Annotated in this window: 18 protein-coding genes; 10 read left to right on the plus strand and 8 right to left on the minus strand. The window is 71.3% G+C overall.

What is annotated here, in order from left to right:
• Nucleotides 1–176: 176 nt before the first annotated feature.
• Nucleotides 177–2,579, minus strand: coding sequence for a beta-galactosidase (locus GA0070613_RS22550; protein ID WP_089014112.1), 2,403 nt, complete (start codon nt 2,577–2,579; stop codon nt 177–179).
• 119 nt (nt 2,580–2,698) lie between these two features.
• Between GA0070613_RS22550 and GA0070613_RS22555 the strand changes: the two genes are divergently transcribed.
• The 6 genes from GA0070613_RS22555 to GA0070613_RS22580 all read left to right on the plus strand — a co-directional run bounded on the left by GA0070613_RS22555 (nt 2,699) and on the right by GA0070613_RS22580 (nt 9,645).
• Nucleotides 2,699–3,730, plus strand: coding sequence for a LacI family DNA-binding transcriptional regulator (locus GA0070613_RS22555; protein ID WP_089014113.1), 1,032 nt, complete (start codon nt 2,699–2,701; stop codon nt 3,728–3,730).
• A 183-nt stretch (nt 3,731–3,913) separates the two neighbouring features.
• Nucleotides 3,914–4,912, plus strand: coding sequence for a LacI family DNA-binding transcriptional regulator (locus tag GA0070613_RS22560; protein ID WP_089014114.1), 999 nt, complete (start codon nt 3,914–3,916; stop codon nt 4,910–4,912).
• Nucleotides 4,912–6,171 carry a sugar ABC transporter substrate-binding protein gene (locus GA0070613_RS22565; protein ID WP_089014115.1) on the plus strand — a complete coding sequence of 420 codons (1,260 nt, stop codon included), beginning with the start codon at nt 4,912–4,914 and terminating at the stop codon, nt 6,169–6,171. Before GA0070613_RS22560 ends, GA0070613_RS22565 begins: the two co-directional genes overlap by 1 nt.
• Nucleotide 6,172: 1 nt before the next feature.
• Nucleotides 6,173–7,102 (plus strand): carbohydrate ABC transporter permease, encoded by a 930-nt coding sequence (locus GA0070613_RS22570; protein ID WP_089014116.1) that lies wholly within the window; start codon nt 6,173–6,175, stop codon nt 7,100–7,102.
• A gap of 124 nt (nt 7,103–7,226) precedes the next feature.
• Nucleotides 7,227–8,012, plus strand: a complete 786-nt coding sequence (locus GA0070613_RS22575; protein WP_231929375.1) for a carbohydrate ABC transporter permease — start codon at nt 7,227–7,229, stop codon at nt 8,010–8,012.
• Between the two features lie 52 nt (nt 8,013–8,064).
• Nucleotides 8,065–9,645, plus strand: coding sequence for a glucoamylase family protein (locus GA0070613_RS22580; protein ID WP_089014118.1), 1,581 nt, complete (start codon nt 8,065–8,067; stop codon nt 9,643–9,645).
• A 67-nt stretch (nt 9,646–9,712) separates the two neighbouring features.
• Here GA0070613_RS22580 and GA0070613_RS22585 read toward each other — a convergent pair whose 3' ends face one another.
• The 3 genes from GA0070613_RS22585 to GA0070613_RS22595 all read right to left on the minus strand — a co-directional run bounded on the left by GA0070613_RS22585 (nt 9,713) and on the right by GA0070613_RS22595 (nt 13,703).
• Nucleotides 9,713–11,566: a GH39 family glycosyl hydrolase gene (locus GA0070613_RS22585; protein ID WP_089014119.1), complete on the minus strand. Its 1,854-nt coding sequence runs from the start codon at nt 11,564–11,566 to the stop codon at nt 9,713–9,715.
• A 206-nt stretch (nt 11,567–11,772) separates the two neighbouring features.
• Nucleotides 11,773–12,999 (minus strand): M23 family metallopeptidase, encoded by a 1,227-nt coding sequence (locus GA0070613_RS22590; protein WP_231929376.1) that lies wholly within the window; start codon nt 12,997–12,999, stop codon nt 11,773–11,775.
• A 65-nt stretch (nt 13,000–13,064) separates the two neighbouring features.
• Complete coding sequence (locus GA0070613_RS22595) at nt 13,065–13,703, minus strand: hypothetical protein (RefSeq protein ID WP_089014120.1); 639 nt, start codon at nt 13,701–13,703, stop codon at nt 13,065–13,067.
• 160 nt (nt 13,704–13,863) lie between these two features.
• Between GA0070613_RS22595 and GA0070613_RS22600 the strand changes: the two genes are divergently transcribed.
• Genes GA0070613_RS22600 through GA0070613_RS22610 form a run of 3 tightly spaced genes read left to right on the plus strand, consistent with a single transcriptional unit; the run spans nt 13,864 to nt 17,224 of the window.
• The gene (locus GA0070613_RS22600) at nt 13,864–14,388 is read left to right on the plus strand and encodes a PadR family transcriptional regulator (RefSeq protein ID WP_089014121.1); all 525 of its coding nucleotides are present in this window, start codon (nt 13,864–13,866) and stop codon (nt 14,386–14,388) included.
• Nucleotides 14,385–15,065: an ABC transporter ATP-binding protein gene (locus GA0070613_RS22605; protein ID WP_089014122.1), complete on the plus strand. Its 681-nt coding sequence runs from the start codon at nt 14,385–14,387 to the stop codon at nt 15,063–15,065. Before GA0070613_RS22600 ends, GA0070613_RS22605 begins: the two co-directional genes overlap by 4 nt.
• Complete coding sequence (locus GA0070613_RS22610) at nt 15,062–17,224, plus strand: ABC transporter permease (RefSeq protein WP_089014123.1); 2,163 nt, start codon at nt 15,062–15,064, stop codon at nt 17,222–17,224. Before GA0070613_RS22605 ends, GA0070613_RS22610 begins: the two co-directional genes overlap by 4 nt.
• Nucleotides 17,225–17,361: 137 nt before the next feature.
• Here the strand turns inward: GA0070613_RS22610 and GA0070613_RS22615 are convergent, their stop codons facing one another.
• The 3 genes from GA0070613_RS22615 to GA0070613_RS22625 all read right to left on the minus strand — a co-directional run bounded on the left by GA0070613_RS22615 (nt 17,362) and on the right by GA0070613_RS22625 (nt 20,960).
• Nucleotides 17,362–19,197 carry an AMP-dependent synthetase/ligase gene (locus GA0070613_RS22615; protein WP_089014124.1) on the minus strand — a complete coding sequence of 612 codons (1,836 nt, stop codon included), beginning with the start codon at nt 19,195–19,197 and terminating at the stop codon, nt 17,362–17,364.
• Between the two features lie 141 nt (nt 19,198–19,338).
• Entirely contained in the window at nt 19,339–19,599 is a 261-nt protein-coding gene (locus tag GA0070613_RS22620; RefSeq protein WP_089014125.1) for a hypothetical protein, read from the minus strand.
• Nucleotides 19,600–19,673: 74 nt separating this feature from the next.
• On the minus strand, nt 19,674–20,960 hold the full coding sequence (locus tag GA0070613_RS22625; RefSeq protein ID WP_089014126.1) for an erythromycin esterase family protein: 1,287 nt from the start codon (nt 20,958–20,960) through the stop codon (nt 19,674–19,676).
• 142 nt (nt 20,961–21,102) lie between these two features.
• On the opposite strand from GA0070613_RS22625, the gene GA0070613_RS22630 reads away from it, so the two are divergent.
• Nucleotides 21,103–21,435, plus strand: coding sequence for a nuclear transport factor 2 family protein (locus GA0070613_RS22630; protein WP_157746442.1), 333 nt, complete (start codon nt 21,103–21,105; stop codon nt 21,433–21,435).
• 55 nt (nt 21,436–21,490) lie between these two features.
• On the opposite strand, the gene GA0070613_RS22635 is transcribed toward GA0070613_RS22630, so the two are convergent.
• Nucleotides 21,491–22,234, minus strand: a complete 744-nt coding sequence (locus GA0070613_RS22635; RefSeq protein ID WP_172875877.1) for an N-acetyltransferase — start codon at nt 22,232–22,234, stop codon at nt 21,491–21,493.
• Nucleotides 22,235–22,315: the final 81 nt, after the last annotated feature.

Raw genomic sequence — 22,315 nt, forward strand, 5'->3', positions numbered from 1 at the left:
GAACAGGGGGACCCCGACGTGCCACATCACTCCGACGACCTGCACCAGGCCAGTATGGGGCGGGTACGGGTACAGCCGCAGACCCTACGGACGCCCAAGACCACCGTGCAGGTGCCATCGACGGTCGGGGCCGATGATGACCGCCGACCACCCGTACTCGAGGCTCCTGCGGCCGGTCAGACGAACGTCACCCTGACCGGCGCGCGATCGGCTGACCGGATGGTCACGGTGACCGTGGTGCCGTCGACATCCACCCGCCCCCGGTCGGCCCGCACCTCCCGGTCGGTGGAGAACACCGCGAGATCCTCGGCTTGCGTGGGCCGCAGCAGCACCTCGCTGTCGGACCGGGACACCAGCTCGCAGCTCGTCTCCACCAGCGTCGCGGCCCCGACCCGCACCCCGGCCGGCAGCATGAGCCCGGTCCGCGCGGGAATTCGCAGTCGCCGCCCGGACAGGAGCGGCCGGTCCCGATGATGCAGGGTGAAGTCAAGCTCCGACGGGGCGACGTTGAGCAGATGCAGCAGGCGTTGACCGGCGCGGTCGACGGTGGACGTGAGCACCAGGCCCGGTGCGTCGGCATCGTGCCGCAGCCGACGTCGCGCCCCCAGCCGGTCCAGCGCCGCCCGCCAGAAGTCGAGGTGGCAGGGATAGTCCGCCGCGATGATCACGGCCCGCCCGGTGCCGACCGAGACCTCCATCGCACACGGGCGGCCGGAGCCCACCTCGACGAGCATCGGCTCGCCGGCGCCGGCGAGCAGTTGGGCGTAGCCGACGCGTACCTCCGCCGGTCCCGCTGCCCAGTCGCGTCCGACCACCGAGGGGAAGTAGTCTGCTCCGCCTTCCAGCCACCCGTCGGCGGTCACGTCGAGCGCGTCGGCGAGCAGTGTGCAGGGGGTGCCGTCGTGGTCCCGTTCGGGCAACGGTCCGTGCAGCAGCAACCGTCCACCGGTCCGGAGGTGGTCGACGAGCCGGCGCTGCACGTCCGTCCCGAGCGTGGGTGCGCTGGCCAGGGCGATCACCGGCGGGGCGTCGGCCGGTGGCGGCGATTGGAGGTCCAGTGCGGGGAAGGAGAATCCGCCGAGCAGCAGGGCCCGGGCCAGCACGTCCCGTGAGCCCATGCCGCGGAATCGCTCCAGTTCGCTCACCTGGGCGGTCCGGGCGGTGGAGGCGGGGTGGGCGTACTCGGTGAGGTAGTGGTCGGGCACGAAGCCCAACGCCAGCCCGTCGTGTTCCTCAACTCCGTCGGCCAGCAGGTCGGCCACGCCGCGGACGGCGTGCAGGGCGCGGCGGGCGGCGTCGTACGTGGAGTTCAGGCGTCCTTCCGGATCGACCGGGGCGGCGAAACCGTGCCGCTCGCCGGTGAAGGCGATCCGGTCGTTGCCGTCGCCGACCGGCTCTGCCAGCGGCGGGTTGTGGCCGCCGGCGAAGAGGTAGAGGTTGAGCAGCCGGTTGCCCTGGGCCACGCAGAGCCGGGTCTTCAGCTCGGTCGCCTCGGGCGGGTGGAGCACCGCCAGGTCCTCGCCGTAGTCGCCGTTGCCGGCTTCGAACTCGAGGCAGGTCAGCGGCTGGTCGGGTCCGTGCGTGGCGGCCAGGAAGGCGTTGGAGACGTACAGGTCGGCGACGTTGGTGACGGTCAGGTCGCCGAGGTAGTAGTCGGAGCCGGAGGTGAGCTGCGGCTGGCCGCGGTAGGACTCGAAGAGCTGGCTGATCCCGACGGGGAAGGTACGGCCCCGTCCGCCGGCGGTGCCGTGCACGTTGACCAGCATCGGCACCCCCCGGACGCCGTGCCGTTCGGCGCTGTCGCGCAGGGCGGCCACGTAGCGGCGGTAGCGGTCCCGCATGTAACGGCCAAGGTCGTCGTGGAGTGCGAGGGACTGTTGCTCCGCCGGGGTGCGCAGGGCCGTCGCCCAGGCCCGCGGGTCGGTGGGGTCAACGCCGACCCGCTCCGTGGCGCCGTCCTTGCCGTACCGGTCGACGGCCCAGCGGGCCAGGTCCGCGCAGACCCCGTCGGTGAGGTCGGGGGAGTTGGTCAGCCAGGACAGCATCCCGATCTCGTTGTCCAACTGCACCGCCACCACGGGGCCGCCGCGCCCGGCGAGCCGTTCGGCGATCACCGGCATCGCCTGGGCGTACCAGGCGTCGGCGGCGGCGAGGAACTCCGGCGCCAGGTAGTCGATGGTGCGGGTGCTGATCGGCCCGCCGTCCCAGGTGGTCGGCAGCAGGTGCGGGTGCTGTTCGTACACCCGGTAGGGGATGCCCTCGTTCTTGACCTCGGCCATGATGAACGGGCCGGGTCGAACCACCGCGCGCAGCCCGCGCCGGTGCGCCAGGTCCAGGAAGCCGGCGAGGTCCCGCTGCTCGTGGGTTCGTCCGGTGAGGTCGATCGAGCCGTCCGGGAGTTCGTGCCACAGCCATGGGACGTACGTGGCGACGGTGTCCCCGCCGCAGTCCCGCAGCCGGTCGAGCCGGTCGGCCCAGTCGGCGCGGGCCAGCCGGAAGTAGTGCACCTCCCCGCAGAGCAGCAGCTGGGGCCGGCCGTCGATGACGATCCTGCGGTCCTTGAGTAGCACCGTGGACATGTGGAGCAGAGCTCCCCTCACCGGAGATTGTGGACCTGACACTTGTGAACTTCGACTCGCCTGCCTATGGTCGCCTGAAACCGGTTTCTGTCGTTCGCACGTTACGGATCGGGGGAGTCATGGGCAACAGTCGGCTCACCGTCCGGGAGATCGCGCGGCTGGCGGGCGTGTCGGTCGCGACCGTCTCCCGGGTCTCCAACGGCACCGGCCAGGTGTCCGAGGAGATGCGCCGCCGGGTGCTCGAGGCGATCGAGAAGCACGGCTACCGCCCCGACCACCTCGGCCGCGCCCTGGCCGCCGGCCGGCACGGCGCGCTGGGCCTGGTCTTTCCGGGCCTCTCCGGCCCGTACTTCACCGAGCTCATCCAGGGCTTCGAGTCCGAGGCCGTACCGTCGCGGGCCAGCGTCCACATCCTCTGTACCCACCTGCGGTCGGACTCCGACGCGCAGGTGCTGGAGATGGGCCGCCGGGTGGACGGGGTGGCCGTCATCGGTGGCACCATCTCGGACCCGACCCTGCTCCGGCTGGCCGAGATGGTGCCGGTCGTGGTGGTGGCCGGCGAGGGTCCCGGCTCCGTGCCCTCGGTACGGGCCGAGAACACCGCCACGATGGCCGCGCTCACCCGCCACCTGCTGATCGACCACGGCCGGACCGACCTGGTGTTCGTCGGCAACCCCGAGGGCTCGCCCGACGTGAGCGAACGGTGGACCGGATTCCTCGCCGCCCACCGCGCGGCGGGGGTCACGCCGCCGATCGCCCCGGTCGCGGTGAGCCTGCAGCAGGCCGACGGCGTCCTCGCCGCCGAACAACTGCTGCGCGCCACCACCCGCCCCGACGGCGTGGTCTGTGCCAACGACGAGACCGCCCTGGGCGTTCTCGTCGGGGCGCTGGGCCGGGGCTTGCGCGTGCCGCAGGACCTCGTCATCACCGGCTTCGACGACGCCCCCATCGCCGCGCTGGTCAACCCGGCGCTGACCACCGTCCGCCAGCCGGTCCGCGAGCTGGCGGCCGAGGCGGCCCGCCTGATCCTGACCGCGGTGAACGAGCCGGAGCGCGCTCCATCCGGCGACACCGTGCTGCCCACCGAACTCGTCCTGCGCCGCAGTTGCGGCTGTCCGGCGGACCTCATGACTGGAGGTACCGGCACGTGAGGAGATCCCTGTCCGGGTGCGCGGACGGCAACAAGTTGTAAGAGCAGCTGAGCCCCGTCGATCAATCGATTGACAATCATTGTGACCGATGCCACAGTGAGTCCACTGTAAGCGCTTCCGGTAGGTGTAACCGCTTTCCGTACCGTTTTGGGAGCCCTGGTGAAGCCACAGGATCGACCGCAGGTGACGATCTACGAGGTCGCGCAGCGGGTGGGCGTCTCGATCGCCACGGTTTCCCGGGTTGTGCGGGGTCATGGGGAGGTGGCCAAGGAAACCCGTCGTCGGGTCCTCGAGGCGGTAGAGGAGCTGCAGTTCCGACCCAGTCGCCTGGGTCAGTCGCTGGCGGAGGGCCGACACGCGGCCAACGGCATCGTCTTCCCGGATCTGTCCGGCCCGTACTACGCCGAGGTGATTCTCGGGTACGAAGAGGTAGCCGCCGAGCTGGGCAGCAGTGTCCTGATCCTGGCCACGCACGGGCGGGCGGACCCGGACCGGAAGGTTCTCGACCTGGCCCGTCGCGTCGACGGCATGGCGATCATGGGTCGTACCGTGTCCGACGGCGTGGTCGCCCAGGTCGCCGCGACCGGCATGCCGACCGTGCTGCTGGCCCGGCCCCCGGTCGGCGAGCTGGACACCGTCACGACGGACAGCGATGCCAGTGCCCGCGAGCTCGTCGCCCACCTGCTGGGTCACGGCTACCGGCGGTTTGCCTACCTGGGCGACCCCGCCGAGTCGCCCGACGTGACCGCCCGCTACGACGCCTTTCGCGCGGCGCTCGTCGACGCCGGAAGCCCGCCCCCGCGCGCACCGCTGCGCTGCGCCTTTGATGTACCAGCCGGGCGGGAGGCCGGCCAGCGAGCGCTTGCCCGATCGCCCCGTCCGCAGGTGTTGGTCTGCGCGAACGATGAGGTCGCACTGGGGGCGCTGGCGGCGGCGCAACAGCTGGGTCTGTCCGTTCCCGACGACGTCGCGATCGTCGGCTGGGACGACGTGATGGCCGCCCGGTACGCGGGGCTCACCACGGTGCGCCAGCCGATGCGCGCGTTGGGCGCGACGGCGGCGCGGTGGCTGCAGGACCGGATGGTCGTCAGCCGTTTCCCGGTGCGTCGAGAGGTGCTGCAAACACAGCTGGTCATCCGCGAAAGCTGCGGCCAACATCCGGTTGATATGGAGGTTTCGTGATGAGAACAGGGACCCGCAGGGGCGTCGCCGTGGCCCTGGCGGCGGCGCTGGCGCTGGCCGGCTGCGGCCGCGACAGCGGTGGCGGCAACCAGGAGGCGGCCAAGCCGGTCGGGGAGGGTAAGGCGAAAGGCGACATCACGGTCTGGGCGATGGGGACGGAGGGCGAGAAGCTCTCGGTGATCGCCGACGCCTTCATGAAGGAGAATCCGGACGCGAAGGTCACGGTGACGGCCGTTCCGTGGGACGGGGCACACGACAAGCTCGCCACGGCCATCGCCGGAAAGCAGACGCCCGACGTCAGCCTCATCGGCACCACATGGATGGGCGAGTTCGCCAAGACCGGCGGCCTCGACCCGACTCCGGCCGACCTGGTGAAGAAGGACGACTTCTACGAGGGTGCGTGGAACACCACGGTCGTAAACGGCACGTCCTACGGGGTGCCGTGGTACGTGGAGACGCGGCTGCTCTACGTCAACAAGGACGTCGCCACCAAGGCCGGGGTGACCACCCCGCCGAAGAGCTGGGACGAGCTCAAGTCCGCGATCAAGGCGTTCAAGGACAAGGGCGGCGCCAAGTGGGGCATCAACCTCCAGCCCGGCGCCACCGGCTCCTGGCAGACCGTCATGCCGTTCGTGTGGCAGAACGGCGGCGACGTGGCCAAGGACGGAAAGTTCACCCTCGACAGCCCGGAGGCGACCGAGGCCTTCACCTTCTACAGGTCGTTCTTCGACGAGGGCCTCTCACCCAAGGACCTTCCGCAGGGCGCTCTCGAGCCGGCGTTCGTCAAGGGGCAGATCGGCGCGTTCGTCTCCGGTCCCTGGCACATCGGCATACTCAAGGACCAGGGCGGCGCTGACAAGTACACCCTGTGGCCAATGCCGACCAAACAGGCGGGCACGTCGTTCGTCGGCGGCGGCGACCTCGCGGTCTTCAAGGACGCCAAGAACCGCGACGGCGCCTGGAAGTTCGTCTCCTACCTGTCCCGTCCGGAAGTGCAGGCCACGTGGTACAAGACGGCCAGCGACCTGCCGGCGGTCAAGAAGGGCTGGGACGACCCGACGCTGAGCGGCGACCCCCAGCTCTCGGCGTTCGGCAAGCAACTCGAGGACGCCAAGTCTCCACCGACCATCGCCACCTGGGAGCAGGTGGCCGCGGCAATTGACGCCGAGGTCGAGAAGATGTGCAAGACGGGGGAGAAGACGGAGGACGCCGTCAAGGCCATGCAGCAGCAGGCCACCGCGATCGGCACAGGGGCCTGACATGACCGCGGTCACGTCCGACGGGTCCACCCGGCGGGGGCGCAGCGGCCTGCGCCTCCGCCGCGGGGCGGTCGGCTGGGGCTTCGCCCTTCCCTTCACCGTCCTGTTCCTGGCCTTCATGGCCGGGCCGGTGATCGCCTCGCTGCTGATGAGCTTCACCGACATTCGCAGCGCCGACCTGCGCAACCCGCTCGGCGTCAACGTCGTCGGGATGCACAACTACAGTCGGCTGCTGCACGACGAGCTGTTCGTCAAGGCCGCGGTGAACACCGCCATCTTCGTGCTCGCCGGCGTGCCGTTGACGATGGTGGCCGGACTGGCGGCGGCGCTCGGGTTGAACTCGGGCCTGACCCGGTTTCGGGCCCTGTTCCGGGTCGGCTACTACCTACCCGTCGTGACCAGCATCGTGGCGGTCGCCGTGGTCTGGCGCTTCCTGCTCCAGCCGGACTCCGGTCTGTTCAACAGCCTGCTGCGGCTGGTCGGAGTGCACGGGCCGAACTGGCTGTTCGACACCCGGTTCGCTCTGCCGTCGCTGATCGTGATGGCTGCCTGGCGCAACCTCGGCTACCAGATGGTGATCTTCCTCGCCGGCCTGCAAGCCATCCCTCAGGAGCTGTACGAGGCGGCCCGCATCGACGGGGCGACCACCTGGCAACAGTTGCGGTACGTGACGCTGCCCTCGCTGCGGCCGACGCTGCTCTTCGTCGGGGTCATCGCGACGATCGGCTACCTGCAATTCTTCGAGGAGCCGCTCGTGATGACCCAGGGCATGCCGCTCAACTCGACGTTGTCGGTGTCGTACCACATCTACAACCAGTTCGGCTTCGGCAACTACGGCTACGCGTCAGCGATGAGCTACGTCCTCTTCCTGTCGATCGTGCTGATGTCGATCCTGTGGTTCCGGCTGCTGCGTTCCGAGCAGGAGAGCTGACCCGATGTCGACGCCAGTGAGGGCGCCCAGCCGCCAGCCACGTGTGCCGGATGCGTCGGAGACAACGGGACGTCGTCCGAGTCGGCGTCCTCGTGACCGCGTCGCCAGCATTGTCCTGCACGCGGTGCTGGTGGTGGGACTCGTGGTGATGGTCGGCCCGTTCGTGTGGATGCTGCTGTCATCGTTGAAGCCGGAGGGCGAGATTCGGCTCGTCCCACCCACCTGGTGGCCGCACCACCCGACGCTCGGCAACTACCGGGACCTGTTCGCCAGGCTGAACTTCCCCACGTACTTCCTGAACTCGGCGATCGTCGCCGGCCTGATCACCCTCGGCAATCTGATGTTCTGCTCGGCGGTCGGCTACGCCCTGGCCAAGCTGCGCTTTCCGGGCCGCCGGGCGTTGTTCGGTCTGGTCCTGGGGTCGGTGATGGTCCCCGGCATGGTGACCTTCGTCCCGCTGTTCGTGCTGGTCGCCAACATGGGCCTGACCAACACCTACGCCGGTCTGGTGCTGCCCTTCCTGGCCTGGGCGCTGGGAGCTTTCCTCATGCGCCAGTTCATGCTGTCCATCCCGGACGAGCTGATCGAGTCCGCAAGGGTGGACGGCGCCGGCGAGATCCGGATCTTCCTCCGCGTGGTCCTGCCGTTGTGCCGCCCGGCGCTCGCCGCCCTCGGCATCCTCAGCTTCCTCACGTTCTGGAACAGCTTCCTGTGGCCGCTCGTGGTGGCCACGACCGAGGACAAGTACACCCTTCCAGTCGCCCTCGCCCTGTTCAGTGTGGGCCAGAACCAGACCAGGTTCGGGCTGCTGCTCGCCGGTTCCGTGGTGGTGGTGCTGCCCGTGCTGATCATCTTCCTCCTGCTCCAGCGGCACTTCGTGCGCGGCATATCCACCACCGGCCTGAAATAGCCGCCCGGATGGTGACGTGACAACCCGGAACATCGACCTCCGGAGGTACCCAATGATCCGTCCCTGCCGTATCGCCGTGGCGGCGGCGCTCTCGCTCACCCTCGCAACGCCCGGCGAGGCCAGCGCCGCCGCGGCGCCACCGCACGGCCCGCGGGCGCAGACGGCCACGACGGCCGTCACGCCGGACAGCATCACCACGTGGTCCATCGATACGTGGCGGTCGATGGCCGCGATGGCCGATCCGCGTACCGGGCTGCCCGCCGACAACATCGGTGGCACCCTCGCTCCGGCAAGCCGCGCCCGCTACACCTCGCCCACCAACATCGGGGCGTACATCTGGTCGGCCATCGCCGCCCGCAAGCTGCACGTCATCGGAGAACAGGAGCAGGTGCAGCGCATCTCGCGCGCCCTCGACTCGCTCGGCAGGCTGGAGCGGCACGCCGACTCCGGCATGTTCTACAACTGGTATGACCCGTCCACCCTGCAACTGCTGCGGACCTGGCCGGAGAACGGCTCGACGGTCTACCCCTTCGTGTCCAGCGTCGACAACGCCTGGCTGGCTGCCGCCCTGATGATCGTGCACAACGGGGTGCCGCAACTGCGCGACAAGTCCGATCCGCTGCTCGACGCCATGGACTTCGGGTTCTATTACGACTCCCAGGCGCGCGGGCCGGACGTGCCGGTCGGGCTGATGCGCGGCGGCTTCTGGGTCGAGCCGCCCCCCGGCTGCTCGACCAAGGGCAACTACGAGCACCGCGGTCCGGACGTCTACTACACCTGCCACACGTACGGGGCGTTCAACAGTGAGACCCGGATGATCAGCTACGTGGCGATCGCGCTCGGCCAGGTGCCGCCCGCCCACTACTTCGCGCCGTGGCGTACCTTCCCCGACACCTGCGACTGGTCGTGGCAGGAGATGCGTCCGGTCGGCGAGTGGCGGGACTACCTGGGCGTGCCGGTCTTCGAGGGCGCCTACCGCTACCGGGGCCTGCAGTTCGTGCCGACCTGGGGCGGTGACATGTTCGAGGCTCTCATGCCGGACATGTTCGTGCCCGAGGAGCAGTGGGGCCCGAACAGTTGGGCCCGGAACCACCCGGTCTACGTGCGCGGCCAGATCGAGCACGGCATGAACGACGCGAAGTACGGCCACTGGGGCTTCTCGCCGGCCTCGGATCCGCAAGGCGGGTACCGCGAGTACGGCGTGGACGCCATGGGGCTCGACACCAACGGCTACACCAGCGACGAGGAGCGCACCAGCGTCGACTACGGCTTCGAGGGCTGCCCCGGGCGAGCCGCCCAGCCGTTGCCCACCGCGTACGGCGACGGGGTGGTGACCCCGCACGCGGTGTTCCTGGCCATGCGGTACGCGCCAGCCGACGCGCAGGCCGAGCTGACGCGGCTGCGCAGCCAGTTCGACAGCTACGGACCGGGCGGCTTCTACGACTCGGTGGCCGTGCACAGCGGCACCGTCGCGAAGCGGTATCTGGCGCTGGACCAGGGCATGATCATGGCGGCGCTCGGCAACCTGTACGGCGGCGACATCCTGCGGAAGGAGTTCACCCGCGGCGGTGCCGAGCGGCTCCTGCGCCCGGTGATGCGGATCGAGGAGTTCTCCGTACCCGCGCGACAGTAGCGGGTCTCGCGGCTCCCGGCGGCCATCCGGCCGTCGGGAGCCCGATGGTGCCAGGCCGCTTTTCCGGTCAGGCCGGGGCGACCTCGACCAGGACCACGCCGGGTTGCGGTAGTGCGAGGTCGATGACGCAGGCGTCGCCGCCGTCGGTCGCCGACTGCACCTTTTCCGCCGGCAGGCTGTCGGCGGCGTGCAGCGCCTCCCACTGCTCGTCGGTGGGCCAGTCGCCGATCCCGAGTCGCTCGGCGAGGCTGGTGACGTCGCCGTGCTCCCGATCGAGCCGCGTCACGATCGCCGGCCGGCCGGCGGCCCCGTCGACGGTCAGCCGGACGCGCCGGGCCAGCGCCGCGGCACCGTCGCGCCTGGACTGGTCGAGGGTGCTGTTCCAGACCAGGATCGCCAGGCTGCCGTCGTCGCGCCGGCTGGCCCAGGTTTGCACCAGGCCCGCCGCGCCGTCGCCGTCGGCGGTCACCGGCAGCTCGGTGTCGCCGAGCTGGGCGAGCATCCACAGGGCGTGGTAGCGGGGCTTCGCGATACCGCCCACGGTGATCAGCCCGAAGCCGCCGTGCAGCAGCCGGGGTGGCCGGCCGAGTTCCTCGAAGTGGTCGCTGGCCACCCAGTAGGACAGCGCGTCGACCCGGCCCGCCGCCGACCGCATGCCGGTGAGCAGGAAGGCCGCGGCGGACGCCCCGTCGTTGACCGGGTGGAAGTGGGTGGGGGTCACCCCCCACTCGGTCCACAGGATCCGCGCGTCCGGCACGCCCAGCCGGGCGAGAGCGGGCCGCAGGTCCAGTGGGGGACTGCCGTAGGTGTGGGTGGAGACGAAGTCCACCGGGGCGCCGGAGGCGGCGACGTGTTCCAGCAGGGCGTCCACCCAGCCGGCCGCCGCTGACGACGGGCCGCCGACCGGGATGCGGGGGTCGACATCCTTGACCGCGCGGGCCGTGACGTCGTACAGGCGCATCCACTCCTCCCGGCTGCCCGACCAGAACACCTCGAGGTTGGCTTCGTTCCACACCTCGAAGTCCCAGCCGAGCACCTGCTCGCCGTAGCGGTCGAGCAGGTGGGCGACGAGGGCGCGGACGAGGTCGGCCCAGCGGTCCCAGTCCCGGGGCGGGGAGATCACTCCTCGGTAGCCGAACACCGTGCGCTCGGGATCGCTGGCGAGATCCCGGGGCATGAAGCCGACCTCGACCACCGGCCGCAGGCCCACGGAGAGGACCAGGTCGTAGACCTCGTCCACGCGGCTGAAGTCGTGGACCGGCTGCCCGTCCACCTCGCGGTAGACGCCGAGGTCGTCGTGCAGGATCGCGTGTGCGCGGACGGTCTCGACGCCGATCTCGTCGTGGACCCGGCGCAGGGCGGCCAGCAACTCCGGTCCGATCTCCCGGCCACCCGAGGTGTCCCGGCACAGCAGTTGGGACAGTCGCTCGCTGCCGATCATCGGCCGCCACGGCCGGTGTAGCGGCGACCCCTCGGCGGCGGCGTCGAGCAGCAGCGACACCGTCGGCGGCTCGGCGCCGGCCGGCTCAGCGGTGGCCCGCACCGGTTCGCTCAGCGGGCCGGTGAGGGTCACCTCCGGTACGGAGGCGACGGCGTAGGCGTACGGCTGGCCGGGCTCGCCGGTGGTGTCCACGTACCAGGTGTCGGGCACGGCGAGGACGTCACCGCCGAGGTGGTCGACCGGGGTGAACTCACCGTTCGGCGTGCCGTCGACCAGTGGGGCGCGGTGCACGAGGTAGCCCGCGGCGCCGTCCACTTGCTGCCAGGAGAGGCGTACGTGGCCGACGCCCGCGGTGGCGGTCAGCCCGGCCGGCGGCGGCAGCTGCGGTGCTGGCCGTACCCCACTGTCGTCGCTGTGCCGGGCGATGCGGGCCTCCCAGTCGGATCGGGCGGACGGCTGCTGGTCGTTGACGTTCGTCACCGGGCACCTCCAGGCCTCTCGGTTGGTCCGGTCCGAGCACTGTAACCGGTTACCGGGCCAAGTTCGAGCGGTGCTCGCGATGGTTCTGCCCTGTCCGGAAACCCCCGCGACACGGCGCGGAAGGCTGCCCTGGGACGCCGTTGCGCGGTCCGCCGAGGTCGGCGCCGGCCGACGACCGTGGCGTCATGCCCGGGGGACGGTGCGGCTCAGATCCAGGGCAGTGGGTCGACCGGGCGGCCGCCGAGCCGTACCTCGAAGTGCAGGTGGGGACCGGTGGAGGCGCCCGTCGACCCGACCAGCCCGATCACCTGACCCGCGCGGACCCGCTGACCGGGCGACACGAGCAGCTTGGACTGGTGGCCGTAGCAGGTGGACAGTCGCTGCCCGTCCGCTCGGCCGTGGTCAATGCAGGTGTAGTTGCCGTAGCCGCCGTACCAGCCGGCGCGGGACACCCGCCCGTCGGCGACCGCGACGATCGGGGTGCCGATCGGGGCGGCGAGGTCCACCCCGGGGTGCAGCTGCCACACGTGGTAGTAGGGGTCGAACCGGGTGCCGAACTCGCTCGTGAGCCGGCCGGACAGCGGACGGCCGAGCGGCGCCCCGCCGGCCGTGGCGACGCTGCGGGCCGGTGCCGCCGCGGCGGGCACCCTGCGTACGCGACGGTTGATCTCCTGCTGGAGCCGCGCCTCCTCCTGCTGGCGGCGGGTGAGTTCGGCCTGGCCGGAGGCGATCGCGCCGGACAGGGCGACAGCGCGGCCGGTGGGGGTGTCCACGACGTCCGCGGAGTCCGCCACGGCGAAGGGCGATGCCGCATCCGCATCCCCGCCGGCGGTCAGGGCGGTCAGCAGTTGCAGCACCGGATCCGGTCCGCGCTGCACCCTGGTCAGGTCGTCGCGGGTCCGGGCGAGGATGTTCTGCAGGTACTGGATCCGGTGCTGGACGTCGCTGAGCCCGGCGACCTGACGGGCCTGCGGCGTGCCGGCGGCGTCGACGGGCGGCTGCGGGTACAGGTCGGCGCCGGGGTCGGCCGCGATGACCGCCGCAGCCGATCCGGGATCCACCATGGAACCGCCGTTGTCAGCCGGGCCGGGGACGCCCACCTGCGGTGGCCTCGCGGCGGTCGGCGGGGTATTCGCGGGCGGCGTCGGCTCTCCGGCCGGCGGACTGGCCGACGGGACGGTCGGCGGCTTCACCGTCGGCAGCTTGATCGAGGGCGGCTTGATGGGCGGCAGCGTCACCGCCGGCGGTGTCACCGGCGGCAGCGACACGGTCAGCGACGGGAGGGGCAGGGTCGGCAGGGGCAGCGGCCCCTGCGCCGAGGTCTGCGCCGCGGCGGCCCCCGCCCCGGCATCCAGGCAGAGCGGCGTCGTCACCAGTGCCGCCGCCCCGGCGACGGTCGCCAGCGTGGCCTGCCTCCACCACCGTCGGTCCATGCTGTACTCCTGCCGCCGACCCCGTTTCCCGTCCCTCTGCTACATCGGATCCCGGGGCCTGGTCGTTACAGCCGGCCATGCGGCGGCGGGCCGTGCCGCCGCCGTCGACGCGTCAGCAGCGTACCCACGACGACCGCGCCGGCCAGCACCACCGCGGTGACGGCCGGCACCCGCATCGACCGCCCGGGCGGCGGCATCTCGGTGGCCGCGGCCGACGACTCCAGCGGCGGATCGGTGGGCGTGGCCCCGGGGAGCAGATATGCGTTGCTGGCGATCTGGGCACCCGTCGCGGCGGACTCCACCGAGGTGACAGTGACCCGGTTGCGGACCAGTGCGCCGGGCGGTGCACCCGGGCGGACCCGCCCGGTGATCGTGATCCGCGGCACCGCCGGGGCGGTGCCCAGGCGCAGGTCGCCGAGCTCGCAGACGACGGTACGAGGGGACGCCGTACACCGACCCGGTTCGGCCCGGGCGGTGACATCGTCGAGATCAGCCGAGGTGGTGAACGTGACCCGCGCGGCGGTGAGGGTGCCGTTACCCGAGATCGTGACGGTGTGGGTCACCCGCTGCCCCGGCAGCGCGCCGAACGGCGTCGACGTCAGCACCGGCGCGGCGTCCACCGGACGGGCTGGTGTCGGCGTCGGAGCAGCCGCGGCCACGGCGGCCATCAGGCCCACCACCGGTGCGGCGACCGATTCCCACATTCCCACACTGTAGGCCGAGCGGCGGGCGTCCGCCGGGCGTTGTCCCTTCTGTACCTCTTGCCGACCTCATCGATGCCGGCTGATGCGCCCCAGGGCCTCGTGGGGGACGAACATCCTGAGCGTATATACGCGAGGTATACCCTCAGTGTAGTCTGCTGGCATGAGCGTTCCCCTAACCCTTCTGGGCCTGCTCGAACGGGAGCCCAGTCACGGGTACGACCTGAAGCGCGACTACGACGCCTACTTCGGGCGCGGCAAGCCACTGCCGTTCGGTCAGGTCTACTCGACCCTCAGCCGGCTGGCCCGCGACGGCAAGGTGGTGATCAGCGAGGTCGGCCCCGGCGCCGGACCCGACCGGAAGCGCTACATCATCACGGATCTGGGCGCGACCGAGGTCGAGCAGTGGCTGACCCAGCCGGTCGATCCGGAGCCGCACCTGCAGACCGTGCTCTTCGCCAAGGTCGTGCTCGCGCTGATGCTGGACCGTCCCGCCGGCGAATACCTCGACACCCAGCGCGCCGCACACCTGCAGCGGATGCGTGAGCTCACCGAGGTCAAGCGCACCGGCAGTCTCGTCGACGCGCTGCTCGCCGACCACGGCCTGTACCACCTGGAGGCCGACCTCCGGTGGATCGAGATGACCGGCGCCCGGCTGGACGCCCTGAGGAAAACGGTGAAGGCATGACCGTCGTGATCGAAGCGCGGAACGTGATGTTCTCGTTCGGCAACACCCCGGCGCTGCGGGGCGCGAGCATCGCCGTGGACGCGGGCGAGATCCTCGCCATCATGGGTCCCAGCGGCTCGGGCAAGTCCACGCTGCTGCACTGCCTGGCCGGCATCCTCGTGCCCGACTCCGGCGAGATCCGGTTCGACGGGGCCCGGCTCGACTCCATGACCGAGACCGAGCGCAGCAGTCTGCGCCGGGACCGCTTCGGGTTCGTCTTCCAGTTCGGCCAGCTCGTCCCCGAGCTCACCGCGGTGGAGAACGTCGCCCTGCCGCTGCTGCTCAGCGGGGTCCGCCGGCCGGAGGCGCTGCGCAAGGCGTACGGCTGGTTCGAGCGCCTCGGCCTGGACGGCAGGGAGCAGCGCCGGTCGGGGGAGCTGTCCGGGGGTCAGGCGCAACGCGTCGCCCTCGCCCGCGGCCTGGTCGCCGAGCCGGAGGTCCTCTTCGCCGACGAGCCGACCGGTGCGCTCGACTCGCTCACCGGCGAACAGGTCATGGAGCTGCTGGTCGCCGCGGCCCGCGAGCAGGGCACCACGGTCATTCTGGTCACCCACGAGCCACGGGTCGCCGCGTACGCCGACCGCGAGGTCATCGTCCGGGACGGGCGCGTGAACGCGCCGGACCGGATCCCGTCATGATCGGCTTCGGGCTACGCCTCGCCGTGGCCGGCGGCCGGGAGGCGCTGACCCGCCTCGTCATCATCGCCGCCGCCGTCGCGGTGGGCGCCGGGCTGCTGCTGGCCACCTTCGCCGGGGTCAACGCCGTCAACGCGCAGCTCACGCGGTACGCGTCGATGTACCCCCACGCGTCGCCGGGCGGCGACGCGGATCCACTGTGGTGGTCGACGCGAGAGGACTACTTCCACGGCAAGCAGATCACCCGCATCGACGTCGCCGCGACCGGACCGAGCCCGCCCACCCCGATCGGCATTCCGGCGACGCCTGGGCCGGGGGAGTACTACGCCTCGCCGTCGTTGCAGAAGCTGCTGTCCGCCAACCCAGCCGACCAGCTCGGCGACCGCTACCCCGGACATGACCTCGGCACCATCGGTTCGGCGGCGCTGCCGTCGCCGGACGCCCTGCTCGTCATCGTCGGCGGCACCCCCGAAGGGGTCGCCAAGCTACCCTTCGCCAAGCAGCTCACCAGCGTCGGCGACAACATTCCCGCGCTCCCCGAGACCACGGTGGACCTCATCCTGGGCGTGATAGCCGGCGGACTGCTGTTTCCGGTGCTGATCTTCATCGGCACGGCCACCCGGCTCAGCGCCGCCCGCCGCGAGCAGCGGTTCGCCGCGATGCGCCTGGTCGGCGCGACGCCGAAGCAGATCTCCGTGGTCGCAGCGGTCGAGGCGACCGCCGCGGCCGTCGCCGGCACCGCCCTCGGTTTCATCCTGTTCTTCGCGTTCCGCGGCTCGCTCGCGAACATCCCGTTCACCGGCATGCCGTTCTTCACCAGCGACATGTCGCTGGGTGTGCTGGACGTCCTGCTCGTCGCGCTCGGCGTTCCGGCCGGCGCGGCGGTGGCGGCGCAGATCTCGCTGCGCCGCGTCCGGATCTCCCCGCTCGGCGTCACCCGGCGGGTCACCCCCCGCCCCCCGCGCGCGTACCGGCTGATCCCGCTCGTGCTCGGCGTCGGCGTGCTCGCCTTCGCCATCGGCCACCGGCCCGAAACGTCCGACGGCCAGACCGCGGTGTTCCTGCCCGGGCTCCTGCTCATCATGGCCGGCCTGGTCCTCGCCGGCCCCTGGCTGACGATGGTCGGCGCCCGGCTCATGGCCCGGCGCGCCAGCCGACCCGCCGCGCTCATCGCCGCGCGACGCCTCGCCGACAACCCGAAGGCCGGCTTCCGGGCGATCAGCGGCATCATGCTCGCGCTCTTCGTCACGAGCGTGGCCGTCGGCGTGATCACCACGATCGTCGCCAACCGCGGCCCGGCGCCGATCGGCTCGACCGACGCCGGCACCCTGTCCACCGTCTTCGTCGAGAACCCGCCGCGGTCGGTGCCCGACACGGTACTGGCCGACCTGCGCTCGATCCCCGGCGTGCAGACCGCGACCGTGGTCCGCGAGAACCCGGTCAATGCCGGCGCCCACGAACCCGGGGTGGTCGCGTGCACCGACATCCCGAAGGCGTACGGCCGGTGCGCCGACGGCGCCACGGTCGCCGAAGTACCGATGGACTTCATCCCCTTCCGCGGATCGGCGTCGGCAACGAGGATGTGGCCCGCCGCGTCGGTGCCGCTCGGCGACCTCCAGCGGTTGCCGGTGACGTCCCTCGTCGTCGGCACGGACGGTTCGGCCGCCGCGCTGGAACGCTCGCGCACCGTCCTCGAGTCGGCCTACCCGACCTTCTGGGTGGCCCCGAACGTTCCCGGCGATTTCGAGTCGGACTTCGCCGACACGCTGCGTGGCTGGCAGCAACTGGCCAACGTCATCATCATCGCCAGCCTCGCGCTCGCCGGCTGCAGTCTCGCGGTCAGCGTGGTCGGCGGTCTCAGCGAGCGCAAGCGCCCGTTCAGCCTGCTCCGCCTCAGCGGCGCGCCGGTCCGGGTCCTGCGCCGCGTGGTGGCGCTCGAAACCGCCGTACCGATGCTCGCCGTCGCGGTGGTCGCGGTCGGGATGGGCTTCCTCGCCGCACAACTGTTCCTCAAGGCGCAGATGGAGTACACCCTCACCGCGCCGAGCGTGGGGTTCTACGCGATCGTCGCCGTCGGGCTGGCGGCCTGCCTCGGCATCATCGCCTCCACCCTGCCGCTGCTGGAGCGCATCACCGGCCCGGAGACCGCACGCAGCGAATAGTTCTTCATGCGCCGCACGGCCCGGGTCGCCCCGGCAGCCCTTGCGGAGGCAGCACGGCGGGCGTCGGTGGCATTCCCCCGACGCCCGCCGTCAACGCCCCGCGAACAGGGCTGTCGGGCCGGGGGCGTTCCGCATGTTCAGTGGCCGCGGTAGAGGTCGTCGATCTCGCCGGCGCGGCGGTGCCGCACCACCTCGCGTCTGATCTTCAAGGTGGGAGTGAGCTCACCGCTGGCCTCGGTGAAGTCATCGGGCAAGATGCGGAACGTTTTGATCGCCTCCGGCTTGGAGACCGACCGGTTGGCTCGGTCGATCGCGGCCTGGACTTCGCCGCGCAGGGCGGGGTCGTCACGCATCTCCGCCACCGAGGCGTCCGGACGACCGTGCGCGCTCCGCCACCGCTGCCACGCATGCTGATCGATGCTGATGACAGCGGCGACGTACGGCTTGGCGTCACCGACGAGCATGGCCTGGCTGACCAGGGGGTGCGCGCGGACCTGATCCTCGATGGGGGCGGGGGCGACGTTCTTTCCCGCCGCGGTCACCATGATCTCCTTCGTGCGTCCCGTGATCCGCAGAAAGCCGTCGTCGTCGAGGCTGCCGAGGTCGCCCGTGCGGAACCAGCCGTCGGCGGTGAACGTATCGCGGGTTGCGGCCGGGTTGTTCCAGTAGCCCTGGAACACGACGTCGCTGCGGACCAGGACCTCCCCGTCGTCGGCAACGGCCAACTCCACGCCCGGTAGCGGTCGGCCGACGGTGCCGATTCGCATCGCCGAGGGCCGGTTCGCCGCCAGCGCCGGGGAGGTTTCGGTCAACCCGTACCCCTCCAGCGCCGTCAGCCCGGCCCCGCGGAAGAAGTGTCCGAGCCGCTCGCCGAGAGGGGCGCCGCCGACGATCGCGATGCGGCATCGCCCGCCGAACGCCGCCCGCAGCTTTCGGTAGACCAGCGCATCGAGGACACGCCGGATCAGCCGCAGGCCCGGTCGCGGGCCGGACGGGGTGTCGAGCGCTCGGCTGTACCGCACCGCCACCCGGTCCGCGACGGTGAAGAGCCAACCTCGGTGTTCGTCGACGGCCTTCTGCCGTGCCCGGTTGTGCACCCTCTCGAACACCCGGGGCACGGCGAGGATGAACGTCGGCCGGTACTGACGTAGCTGATCCAGCACGCCGCCCATGCTGGCGGTGTGCACCATCGTCGCCCGGGTCTGCACCATCCCCACCTGGATCATCCGGGCGAAGGCGTGCGCCAACGGCAGGAAGAGCACCGTCGAGGCCCCCGGGTTGAACAACTCCGGCAGCAGCGCGACCGCGTTGCCGACGTCGAGGTGGATGTTTCGGTGCGACAGCACGCAGCCTTTCGGTCGGCCCGTCGTCCCGCTGGTGTAGACGATCGTCGCGGTGTCCCCGCCCGACACCGCGCCACGTCTGCCCTCGACGCGATCCTCGTCGACCGTCCGGCCCTGCTCAGCCACCTGGATCAGGTCACCGGAATCGATCTGCCACACCTGACGCAGTTCCGGCAGCCCGTCGCGCACGCCGGTCAGCAGCGCGGCGTGGTCAGCCGTCTCCACCACGCACGCCACCGCGCCGGAGTCGGCGAGGATCCAGGCCAGCTGCTCGGCACTCGATGTGTCGTAGACCGGAACCGTCACCGCCCCGATCGCCCACAACGCGTAGTCGGCCAGCGTCCACTCGTACCGGGTCCGGCTCATCAGTGCCACCCGGGCCCCCGGCTCCACGCCAGCCGCAATGAGCCCACGCGCCAACGCCAACACGTCGTCGCGGAACTGTCGGCAGGTCACCGCGGACGTCGCGCCGGTCTCCGACCGGTGCGCCGGCCACGACCGGACGTCCGGGTCCGGGCGCAGGAACTGCACCGCGTCCGGGCTCCGCTGCGCGTTCTCCCACACCACATCGGCCAGCCCCACCGACTCACCGCCGGTGACCTCCGGCGCCACCCTGACATCTCGCCGCATGTCCCGTACGCCCCCTGGCTCTCCACCGATGCGATGTCCCTGGTCGTGCTGCCCCCACGGGCGTACCGGGCCGCGCTGGAAGCGGTCCTCCAGCGCGACCCGGCCGCGGTCGCCGGCGGGTCGACGCCCCACACGGACTCCCTACCGGCTGCTCTTGAGCTTCTTGCAGAGCTGCTCCGGATCACGCACGAAGTCGATCCCCTTGTCGCGCGCCCGGGAGAAGTCGTCGATCATGTGCTGCACCTCGCCAGGGGTGAACCGTCTGTCCTCGTCACCCTCTTTCTTCAGCCACTTGATCACCTCGTCGTAGCCCTTCCACTCCCGCTTGCCCATCAGGCGCTCGATGTCGGTGACGTCGTAGTCCTTCTGCATCGCCTGGCTGGACGGGTCGTGGATCTTCATCCCCTGCTCCTCCCTGCGTGACGGTGCTCCGCCACGCGATTGCCCGAGGCGTACCTCGACAAACGGGTTGGGGGTCAGACGCCGGACGGGTACGTCTCGGGCTCGGCGAGGCTGGTGGGCCGGACCCGCAGCGGCCGGACAGCCTGCGACTCGTCGATCCAGCAGAAGGCGTCGTAGCGGTCGCCGAGCGCGGTGGGGACGTAGTTGCCCCAGCTCTCCCGTTCGGGGTGGTAGACGACGCCGATCGCCCGATGGTCGAGCTCGTCGGTGAGCAGGTCGAGCCGGCCGTCGCGCGGGAAGACGAACAGGGCCGGCGACGGCGCGGCGCCGTGCAGGGCCTCCTCCAGCGAATGCCGACGCGCGGGGGGCACCGGCATCACCTCCATCGGCGCACCCCAGGCGTCGCCGGCGACGACCGTGCCGCGGTGGGTGCCGAAGCCGACCAGCACCACCTGGTCCGGGCCGTACCGTTCCCGGGCGAGCTGGCCGATGTTGACCTCGCCGGCATCGGCCATGTCGGTGGCGCGGGCGTCACCGACGTGGGTGTTGTGCGCCCAGACGACCGCCTTCGCAGCCGGCCCGTAGTGGCGCAGGAGCCGGTCGAGGGTGTGGTCCATGTGCCGGTCGCGGACGTTCCACGACTCCCGGCCACCGCGTGCCATCGTCCGGTAGTAGCGCTCGGCCCCGGCCACGACCTCGGCGTTCTGCCAGGCCCCGAAGCGGCCCGCGCCGTCGGCCGCAGCCCGCTCGCGGAGCCGGACGAGCAGGTCCACCACCTCGTTCTCGCAGTTGGTCGGCACGAGTCGGGTCGCCAGCGCGTACTGCTGCGGGTCCTCGTCGTAGGGCTGGAAGCAGCCGTAGGCGGCCAGCGCCACCGGCACCTGCTCCGGGTCGCGCTCCCGCAGCCAGGTGAGGATCTCGCGCAGCGACTCCCACAGCGAGTACAGGTCCAGACCGTGGAAACCGGCCCGGGCAGCCTCGTCCACCCGGGCGTTGCGGGTGCGCAGCCAGCGGGTGAAGTCGACGACCTCCTCGTTGGCCCACATCCACGTCGGCCAGCGCTCGAACGTGGCGAGCGCGTCGCGCGGGTCGGTGGGCGCGTCGGGCAGGCAGCGTACGCTGCGGTCCACCCGGTCGCAGTCGGGCCAGTCGCCCTCTACGGCGACGAACGAGAAGCCCTTCTCCTCGATCAGCCGCCGGCTGATCGCCGCGCGCCAGGTGTAGAACTCGTGCGTGCCGTGGCTGGCCTCGCCGAGCATCACCACCCGGGCGTCACCGACCCGGTCCAGCAGCACGTCCAGGTCTCCCGGGTCGACCAGCGGCGCCGCAAGCCCGGTCACCTCGTCGTCGTAGCGTCCCATTGAGCCGCCGTACCCGATGCGGCGTGGGCCATGCGAGCCACCGGGGCAAAAGCATGTGGCATGGCCGGGACCGGCACCGGCTGCGTGACGAATGACTGCTCTCTGGTCGGGTACGCCGGCTGCGACACGCGAGGAGGGCCGCATGACCATCACCGTTCCCGACGTGGTCGTCCGCTACTACCGGCTGATCAGCGAAACCGACATTGACGCCTTCGTCTCCTGCTTCACCGACGACGCGGTCGTCGCCGACGAGGACCGGACCTATGACACCCCGGCGGCGATCCGGGCCTGGCGCGAGCGGACCGCCGCCGAGTTCGACTACAAGGCCATCCCGGAGTCGGTGGAGGAGGAGGCCGGGGGCAACTTTGTGGTGACCGCCCTCGTTTCGGGCACCTTCCCGGGCAGTCCCGTACGGCTGCGCCACCGGTTCACGATCCGCGACGGCCTGATCGGCGCCCTGGACATCCGGCCGTAGGCCCAGTCGAACCACGGGTGGCCCGGACGGGTGCGAGTCCCCTGCGGTCTCGGGCCTACAGTCGGTGCCTGACCCAGACGTTCGGCTCGACGTAGACGGCGTGGTCGTGCGCCACGTCGCAGTGCACCGGCACCAGGGCCCCCGGCACGTGAACCGGCCCGCTGGTGTCGAACGGCAGGCCGGTCCAGCGACGCCACTCCGCCAGCGTCCCGCTGATCATCATCGACCGGGTGGCGACCCGCTCGATGCGTCCGCCAGCGCGCACGTGCACCCGCAGCCACGCGTCGACCGGCAGGCCGTCGTCGCGGACCTGCGCCGCGTACCCGGTCATCGGCAGGTCGGGGCGGGTGTGCTTGCCGCTCGGGCGGACCGGCGCGACCAGGGTGTCGTAACCCAGCTTCCCGACGGCCTCCCGCATGGCGGTGAGCATCAGCGCGGACAACCCGTCGCCCCGCCGGTCGGGTCGGATGCAGATCTCCAACGCCGAGACGATGTTCGGGGTGGCGCCGGTGAGCCGGGTGATGGCGGCCCGCTGGATCACCCGGTCCCAGCCGCCGTCGGGAAGCTCCGGCTCCGTCCAGCGCAGCGGCACGGCGTACGCCCGGGCGACCGCGCGACCCGGGTCGGCGGAGTCGACGGCGGCGAACACGAACTCGGGGTAGAGGTCGTGAGCGACGTTGTAGTACACCGCGCCCATCGGATCCCAGAGCATGAACGGCGGCCACGCCCCGTCGAAGTCCTCGTCCAGCAGCGGGGCGAGGTCCGGCCGATCCGCCAGGCTCACGATGTCGATGGTCACGGGCGGACGGTAGAGCGCCGAGTCGCGCACCGCACGCCAATTTCGTCAGGACCTACGCTTACCCCAATGGCGCGGGCATCC

It is taken from the genome of Micromonospora inositola (assembly GCF_900090285.1).
GTDB classification, from domain to species: Bacteria; Actinomycetota; Actinomycetes; order Mycobacteriales; family Micromonosporaceae; genus Micromonospora; species Micromonospora inositola.